This is a genomic window from Clostridium sp. MSTE9 (genome assembly GCF_000277625.1).
GTDB classification, from domain to species: Bacteria; Bacillota; Clostridia; order Oscillospirales; family Acutalibacteraceae; genus Faecalispora; species Faecalispora jeddahensis.
This window is the reverse complement of sequence record NZ_AKFU01000025.1, coordinates 19,923-27,995: the sequence shown is the minus strand read 5'-3', so window position 1 is coordinate 27,995 and position 8,073 is coordinate 19,923. Positions and strand designations below refer to the sequence as shown.

Annotated in this window: 4 protein-coding genes and 1 rRNA gene; 3 read left to right on the top strand and 2 right to left on the bottom strand. The window is 53.9% G+C overall.

The features are described 5' to 3' along the window. Nucleotides 1-14: 14 nt before the first annotated feature. A 16S ribosomal RNA gene (locus tag HMPREF1141_RS05695) occupies nucleotides 15-1,533 on the bottom strand. A 529-nt stretch (nucleotides 1,534-2,062) separates the two neighbouring features. On the opposite strand from HMPREF1141_RS05695, the gene metA reads away from it, so the two are divergent. Further along, nucleotides 2,063-2,983, top strand: coding sequence for a homoserine O-succinyltransferase (gene metA, locus HMPREF1141_RS05690; RefSeq protein ID WP_009061962.1), 921 nt, complete (start codon nucleotides 2,063-2,065; stop codon nucleotides 2,981-2,983). A gap of 317 nt (nucleotides 2,984-3,300) precedes the next feature. Here metA and HMPREF1141_RS05685 read toward each other — a convergent pair whose 3' ends face one another. Beyond that, a complete protein-coding gene (locus HMPREF1141_RS05685) occupies nucleotides 3,301-5,643 on the bottom strand; it encodes a SpoIIE family protein phosphatase (RefSeq protein ID WP_009061989.1) in 2,343 nt (780 codons plus the stop codon). Nucleotides 5,644-5,835: 192 nt separating this feature from the next. Here HMPREF1141_RS05685 and HMPREF1141_RS05680 point away from each other — a divergent pair, with 192 nt between their 5' ends. Together HMPREF1141_RS05680 and trpS are read left to right on the top strand one after the other, a co-directional pair. Beyond that, nucleotides 5,836-7,029, top strand: a complete 1,194-nt coding sequence (locus tag HMPREF1141_RS05680) for a PLP-dependent aminotransferase family protein (RefSeq protein WP_009061969.1) — start codon at nucleotides 5,836-5,838, stop codon at nucleotides 7,027-7,029. 20 nt (nucleotides 7,030-7,049) lie between these two features. Continuing rightward, on the top strand, nucleotides 7,050-8,069 hold the full coding sequence (gene trpS, locus HMPREF1141_RS05675) for a tryptophan--tRNA ligase (RefSeq protein ID WP_009061999.1): 1,020 nt from the start codon (nucleotides 7,050-7,052) through the stop codon (nucleotides 8,067-8,069). Nucleotides 8,070-8,073 lie beyond the last annotated feature (4 nt).

Below are 8,073 nucleotides of genomic sequence, written 5' to 3'. Positions count from 1 at the left end.
TCAAGTCTCCATAGAAAGGAGGTGATCCAGCCGCACCTTCCGATACGGCTACCTTGTTACGACTTCACCCCAGTCGCCAATCCTACCTTCGACAACGTCCCCCTTGCGGTTAGACTATTGGCTTCGGGTATTACCGGCTCCCATGGTGTGACGGGCGGTGTGTACAAGGCCCGGGAACGTATTCACCGCGGCATGCTGATCCGCGATTACTAGCAATTCCAACTTCATGTAGGCGGGTTGCAGCCTACAATCCGAACTGAGATCGCTTTTGGGGGTTTGCTCCACCTCGCGGCTTGGCTTCCCTCTGTTAGCGACCATTGTAGTACGTGTGTAGCCCAGGTCATAAGGGGCATGATGATTTGACGTCGTCCCCACCTTCCTCCGTTTTGTCAACGGCAGTCTGATTAGAGTGCTCTTGCGTAGCAACTAATCACAAGGGTTGCGCTCGTTGCGGGACTTAACCCAACATCTCACGACACGAGCTGACGACAACCATGCACCACCTGTCTCAACTTTCCCCGAAGGGCACCTAATGCATCTCTGCCTCGTTAGTTGGATGTCAAGACCTGGTAAGGTTCTTCGCGTTGCTTCGAATTAAACCACATACTCCACTGCTTGTGCGGGCCCCCGTCAATTCCTTTGAGTTTCAACCTTGCGGCCGTACTCCCCAGGTGGATTACTTATTGTGTTAACTCCGGCACGGAAGGGGTCAGACCCCCCACACCTAGTAATCATCGTTTACGGCATGGACTACCAGGGTATCTAATCCTGTTTGCTACCCATGCTTTCGTGCCTCAGCGTCAGTTAAAGCCCAGTAGGCCGCCTTCGCCACTGGTGTTCCTCCCGATCTCTACGCATTTCACCGCTACACCGGGAATTCCGCCTACCTCTACTTCACTCAAGCCTTCCAGTTTCGAACGCAATTTGTGGGTTAAGCCCACAGCTTTCACGCCCGACTTAAAAAGCCGCCTACGCACCCTTTACACCCAGTAAATCCGGACAACGCTTGCTCCCTACGTATTACCGCGGCTGCTGGCACGTAGTTAGCCGGAGCTTCCTCCTTGGCTACCGTCATTATCTTCACCAAGGACAGAGGTTTACAATCCGAAGACCGTCTTCCCTCACGCGGCATTGCTGCATCAGAGTTTCCTCCATTGTGCAATATCCCCCACTGCTGCCTCCCGTAGGAGTCTGGGCCGTGTCTCAGTCCCAATGTGGCCGTTCAGTCTCTCAACCCGGCTACCGATCGTCGCTTTGGTGGGCCTTTACCCCGCCAACTGGCTAATCGGACGCGAGTCCATCTTTCAGCGGATTGCTCCTTTGATACCAAGGCCATGCGACCCCAATATATCATGCGGTATTAGCGTTCTTTTCAGAACGTTATCCCCCTCTGAAAGGCAGGTTACTCACGCGTTACTCACCCGTCCGCCACTAGGTAAGAGCTAAGCAAGCTTCTCTCTTACTCCGTTCGACTTGCATGTGTTAGGCATGCCGCCAGCGTTCGTCCTGAGCCAGGATCAAACTCTCTAAAATATTGTATTAAAACGGCCAAAGCCGGTCTAATCTAAATTTTAGAGCATTTTATCTGCTCAATTAGTACGCTTTCGCGTTTCTCAGTTTTTATAGAGTTCTGAGAACTCTTATCCGGAAGTACTCACTTCTCGTTTCCAAGAAGCTTTCTCTCAAAAATTACGGGTTCCTTCTTGTCTTTCTCGTTGTTTAATTTTCAAGGTCCTGTCTCTGTCGAATTTTCGGAAGAGATGCTTCGTATTATATCACAGCGAATTTCGCCTGTCAAGCATTTCTTTTCGTTTTTCGACTTTCTTTTCGTCATTACTGACGAACCGGCGTTTTCGAATCTGAAAACTTTCGTTCATCTTATCGAATTTTCGCCCCCGTCTCTCGACGGCTTAGCTATAATACCACGCCCACAAAACAAAGTCAACTGTTTTTTTCACTTTTTTTCAATTCTTTTTGAAACTCCCCCTTTGAGTACGATTCTTGAACTATCGGAGTTGATTTGCTATAATGGAAAACACCCTAACAAAAGGAGGCTTTTGCTATGCCAATTAAAGTTCAAACATCACTGCCGGCCATTGAAGTCTTGGAATCCGAGAACATTTTCGTAATGACTCATGAGCGCGCCATGTCTCAGGATATTCGCCCGCTGAAAATCGTGATCCTGAACCTGATGCCGACCAAGATTGAAACCGAGACTCAGCTGCTGCGGTTGCTGGGTAACTCTCCTCTGCAGGTGGATGTTGAACTGATGCATATGGCAAGCCACTTTTCCAAAAACACCTCTTACACGCACATCGATACCTTTTATAAAACATTCGACGAACTGAAAGATGATAAATTCGACGGAATGATTATTACCGGCGCGCCGGTGGAACTGATGGACTTTGAAGATGTGGATTATTGGAATGAGCTCTGCGAGATTTTTGCCTGGAGCCGAAAAAACGTGTATTCGCTCCTGACCATCTGCTGGGGAGCTCAGGCTTCGTTATATTATTTTTATCAAATTCCAAAATATACCTTGCCCAAAAAACTTTCCGGAATTTTCAAACACCGTGTGCTGACACCCATGCACCCGCTGATCCGCGGATTTGACGACGTGTACTTCGCGCCGCACTCCCGCAACACGGAGGTTCGCCGAGAGGATATTGAGAAGCACGACGAGCTGGTGATCCTTTCTGATTCCGACGAAGCGGGCGCGCACATTATCGCGAACAAGAACGGGCGACAATTTTTTGTGACGGGCCACGCGGAATATGACCGGGAGACGCTGTCGAACGAATACTACCGTGATTTGGACAAAGGAATCGGCCCTGACCTGCCGGAGCATTATTTCCCGGACGATGACCCGGCCCAAACACCGGCGCTCACCTGGAGAAGCGGAGCCAGCCTGCTGTTTCAGAACTGGCTGAACTATTATGTCTATCAGCAGACTCCGTATGATCTGAAGGATCTCTCGGAATAAATCCCCTAACCTTACTATTAGGTATACAGCCCATCAAAACTTTTAGGCCGGCAAAAATCTTGCCAAGGCGGCAATCCTAATATAGGAGCATACTTCATTGTATGTAACGAAACATTGCAGAAGTTCCGCTGCCCTGCGGGCACACGGCAATGCAAGAAACAAAATTGTAAGACCAGTGCTGTTGCGCAATGCTTCGATGGTCTGTAAAAAAAGCGTGGAGCTCCGTTTGATCCCGAGAGATCAGGCGGAGCTCCACTGCCATATTTGGAGGATGAAACTGCTTATGTATACGCACACTTCCAAAGAAGAAGAATTGATCAGAGTTCTTTTTTCAGTTCATTCAAAGAGAGAACCAGCACGGTGATATCGTCGTCATGCCCGTCGTTGCGGCGCTTGATCGCCTGAGATACGATCTGCTCAGCCAGCTCCTGCGGCACAGTGCCCTTCCATTCGGTCACCATCTCCCGCACCCAGTCGTCGCCGGAGGCCACCACGCCGTCTGAGAACAGCACCAGCAGATCACCCGAAGAAAGCCGAACGGTTTCTTTGGCGAACTTTGCTTCGGTCAGAATTCCCACCGGCAGTGAGGGCGTATCAATGATAACGGCTCTGCCGTCCCTGCGCAGAACGCTGACTGTCGCTCCCGCTTTCATGAGTTCTACTTTTCCATTAAACAGATCGACAGCGGCTACATCGAGCGTAGCGAGAGATTCGTCGCCCGATTTGGCCAGAAGCGCCGAGTTTACGATTTTCAACGCGCAGTCAAAGCCGATCCCGGCCTTGATGAGCTTGGCCATGATCCCCGCCGCCATGGCGCCGTCCACCGCCGCCCGGCCGCCGGTACCCATGCCGTCGCTGATGATCGCGATCTGGCGTCCGTTCCCGTCCGGGAAAAGCTCCTGGCTGTCGCCGCAGAGCTGGCCGTTCCCGCTGACATGCTGGAAAAATCCGCTCTGCACGCGGTACACGGGGCGCTCGCTCATCTGCATTCTGCATTTCCCCTGCGCCGAGCTGATGCAGGGCATTTCAAAGGTACGGCCGCACACCTGTGAAATCTGCCGGGTCAAATCCGCCTTGTTCAGGCGGGACTTGTCTACCTGCGCGGCTTCGGCCTCGATCGTCATACGGTCGTAGCGGTCTACACGGCAGCTGACATCGATGGGAATGATGCCGTTCTGGGTCATCACATCGCTGACGCGCTGGGCGGCGGTAAAATCGAACCGCTCAAACAGCTCCAGTTCTTCGGCCATGTTTTTCAGCATCTGCGAGGTGGTATCGAACTGATCGGCCACAACGCCGCGAATCTGTGCGACACGCCGCTCCGCCGCCTCGCGGGTCAAAAACTCCGCGTACTGGCGGTTAATGTTCTCGACGATCTCAGTCGTATGACTGCAGTGGTCGGTAAACTGCTTCGGGAAATCGTCTTTTGTGATTTTCCCGCTTTTCCGCAGAATCTGTGTGAGAGTGCCGAACGCGCGCATCGTTTCATCATAGTTGCGTTCCCAGCAGTAAACGCGCAGTCCGCACCGGACGCAGGTGTTGTCGATAACCCGGTTGTAAACGGCGTTGATGTCCGGCGCGCTGAACTTATCGAGCCTGCGGGACACCTCTTCCACGGAATCCGAAATGCCTTCGAGAGCCTGCGCGGCATAATCGAGCTTCATGATCACGGAGCGCCGCAGCCCCTCGCTATGTAACAAGTCCGCCGGCCGGGCAAACACAGCGGAAAGCCGGCTGCCGACATCCTTGGGCCAGATCATATAGATCACGCTCGCGGCCATCACCTCGTACAGACCGGTCAGGACCGATTCGCGGCTGCCGACCTGCAGGGACGCCACAGCGTTCGAGATGACAAAGGCACACGCGGAAACGAGTCTTCCCAGCGGAGAAAATACGCCCGCCATCAGTCCGCCGAGCGCATACGCGCCGGAAAGATAGCTGACCCCAGCGGTGGAAAGGCTTAAAATCACGCCAGCGCCGATTCCGGTGACGCTGCCCCCGGTCACACCGCCGTAGCGCGCCGCCAGCAGAATCCCCAGCACAGCCAGTACATGCCCCAGCGAAAGTCCGCCAAGTGTGATGCTCGAAAACGCCAAAATCAAAATTCCCGCCGAAAGCGTCACGCAGGCCAGATCCTGACTTTTCATCGCGTTCAGGCCTGTCCCCTTGAGCAGCAGCGTGCCCGCCCTTACCAGAAAATACGAAGCGCCGGCTGCCAGCATCGATTCAGCAACATACATCGCAATGCCCGCGGCATCCGTACCGTTGACCAAAGCCATGGCCAGCCCCGTCATCAGAACCGGGGCAAAAGAGATCAGCGGAGCGAAAAACGGATGCATCCGCAGCTTGACCAGATCATTGAGCGTCCACCGAATGGCAGCCGCAGCCAGAAGAGCGGCAACATACCGAACCGGGAACAACGTGCTCGACGGCAGAAGATAACCGAGCAGAACGCCCAGCACCATTCCCCACATGCCGCCAAATGGAACCGCCGCAATCGCCGCCACCCCGAATGGAGCATACCGGCCAAATACGATCGCCCGCGAGCAGGCAAATCCAACAGCAAAACAGGCGGCCTGTACCATGATTTTTCTCGCGACCGGCGTTTCCAGCAATTCCCCAACCGTCAGTCTCTGCCGTACAACAGCTTTTTCTTTCATCTTTTCCGCACCACCATTTTCATTTAAGCTTGTCCTTCTATTATACATAGCGTATATATCCAGAATTGTCATAACGCGCTGTTTTATTTTGGCAAAAATTGCCGTAGTTTTGTCCAAGTGAGCAGAATTGATTCTTTTTCCAATTTGTGTTAGAATATTTGCAAAGATTTTAGCCGGAAAGGTCGTTTTGCCATGGAGTATTTATTTTCAGACCGGGTGCAAACCCTGAAGCCCTCCGCCATCCGCGAAATCCTGAAATCGGCCACTGCGCCCGGAATGATATCCCTTTCTGTCGGGAATCCCGCGCCGGAAGCGTTCCCCGCAACAGAAATCGGGGAGATTTCTTCGCAGATTTTTCGGCAGCGTCCGATCGACGCCTTACAATATAATGTAACCGAAGGGTATCCTCCGCTGCGCCGTACGCTCACTGAGTATATGAAAGAAAAGCACGGTGCGGGACGCGATTTTGATGATCTGCTGATCACCTCGGGTGCGCAGCAGGTGATGGATCTGGCAACAAAATCTCTGTGCAACGCGGGCGACGTCGTTATCTGCGAAGCGCCGAGCTTCATCGGCTCGCTGAATTCCTTCCGTTCCTATCAGGTGCGCCTGCGCGGCGTTCCGATGGAATCCGACGGCATCGACCTTGCCGAGCTGGAACGGGCCCTGCGCGAAGAGCCAACGGCTAAATTTATTTATACCATTCCGAATTTCCAGAATCCCTCCGGCATTACGATGAGCGCCGAGAAGCGCCGCGGCGTTTACGCGCTGGCCAAACAATACGGCGTGCTGATTCTGGAGGATAACCCATACGGCGACCTGCGCTTTGCGGGCGAAGAGATCGCGCCGATCAAGGCGCTGGATGAAGACGGCCTTGTGATTTACGCCGGTTCCTTCTCCAAGGTGATTTCCCCCGGCATGCGCGTCGGCTATACGCTGGCGCCGAAGCCCATCGTACAGAAAATGGTCGTCTGTAAGCAGGGTGAGGATGTTCACACGAATATCTGGTCGCAGCTGATCTGCGAGGAATTTTTGACAAACTATGATTATGCGGCGCATCTCGACCGCATCCGCGGGGTATACCGCGAAAAAGCGAAGCTGCTGCTGGAGCTTGCCGAGCGTCACCTGGCCCCGGACATCACCTGGGAACCGATTGAGGGCGGCCTGTTTTTGTGGTGCCGCCTGCCGGACGACATCGACATGATGGATTTCTGCCGCAAGGCGATGGAGCGCACTGTCTGTGTGGTGCCCGGAAACGCCTTTTTGGTGGATGAAACCCAGCCGTGCCAGTCGTTCCGCATCAATTACACCGCTCCCACCGACGAGCAGCTGACAAAAGGCATTGAAATATTGGGCCAGCTCGCCAAAGAGCTGCGTACCAAATAAAAGATAGGAGTCCCGCTCATATGGAAATCGAAACAGAAGCCCAACCGAAACAGATTATTTTCAGCGCCGTACAGCCCAGCGGCACCATTACGCTGGGCAATTATCTGGGTGCCATTAAAAACTGGGTGACCATGCAGGAGGATTACCGCTGCGTATTCGCGCTGGCTGATCTGCATACCATCACCGTCCGTCAGGACCCGGCAACGTTTCGCCGCCACACGCTGGAGGCTTACGCCCTCTTTTTGGCCTGCGGGATCAATCCGCAGGAGCATCCGTTCTTTTTACAGAGCCATGTTCACACCCACGCGGAGCTGGCCTGGATTCTGAACTGCTACACACAGTTCGGCGAGCTTTCCCGCATGACGCAGTTCAAGGACAAATCGGCCAAACACGCGGACAACATCAATGCCGGGCTGTTCACCTACCCCAGCCTGATGGCGGCCGATATTCTGCTGTACCAGTCGAATCTGGTGCCGGTCGGCGCTGACCAAAAGCAGCATCTGGAGCTGGCCCGCAACATCGCCGAGCGCTTTAACGGCGCGTACAGCCCCACGTTCACCGTGCCGGAACCGTATATCCCGAAGGTCGGCGCACGCATCATGTCGTTGCAGGACCCGGCCCGCAAGATGTCCAAATCCGACGAAAACGCCAACGCCTATGTGGCCGTACTCGATAAGCCGGATGACATCGTGCGCAAATTCAAGCGCGCCATTACCGACAGCGAGGCAAGGGTTCACTTTGCCCCCGACAAGGACGGCGTCAACAACCTGATGGGGATTTACTCCAGCGTTACCGGCCTGACAAACGAGCAGATCGAGGCGGAGTTTGAGGGCAAGGGCTACGGTGACTTTAAGCTTCGGGTTGCCGAAGCGGTGTTGGAAGAGCTGCGCCCCGTACAGGAGCGGTATGAAAAGCTGATCGCCGACAAAGCCTACCTGGAGCAGTGCTATACCGAAGGCGCACAGCAGGCGCTGACGATTTCGACCCGCACACTGAGCAAGGTCATGAAGAAGATCGGCTTCCTGCCGAAGAAGTTCTGATTTG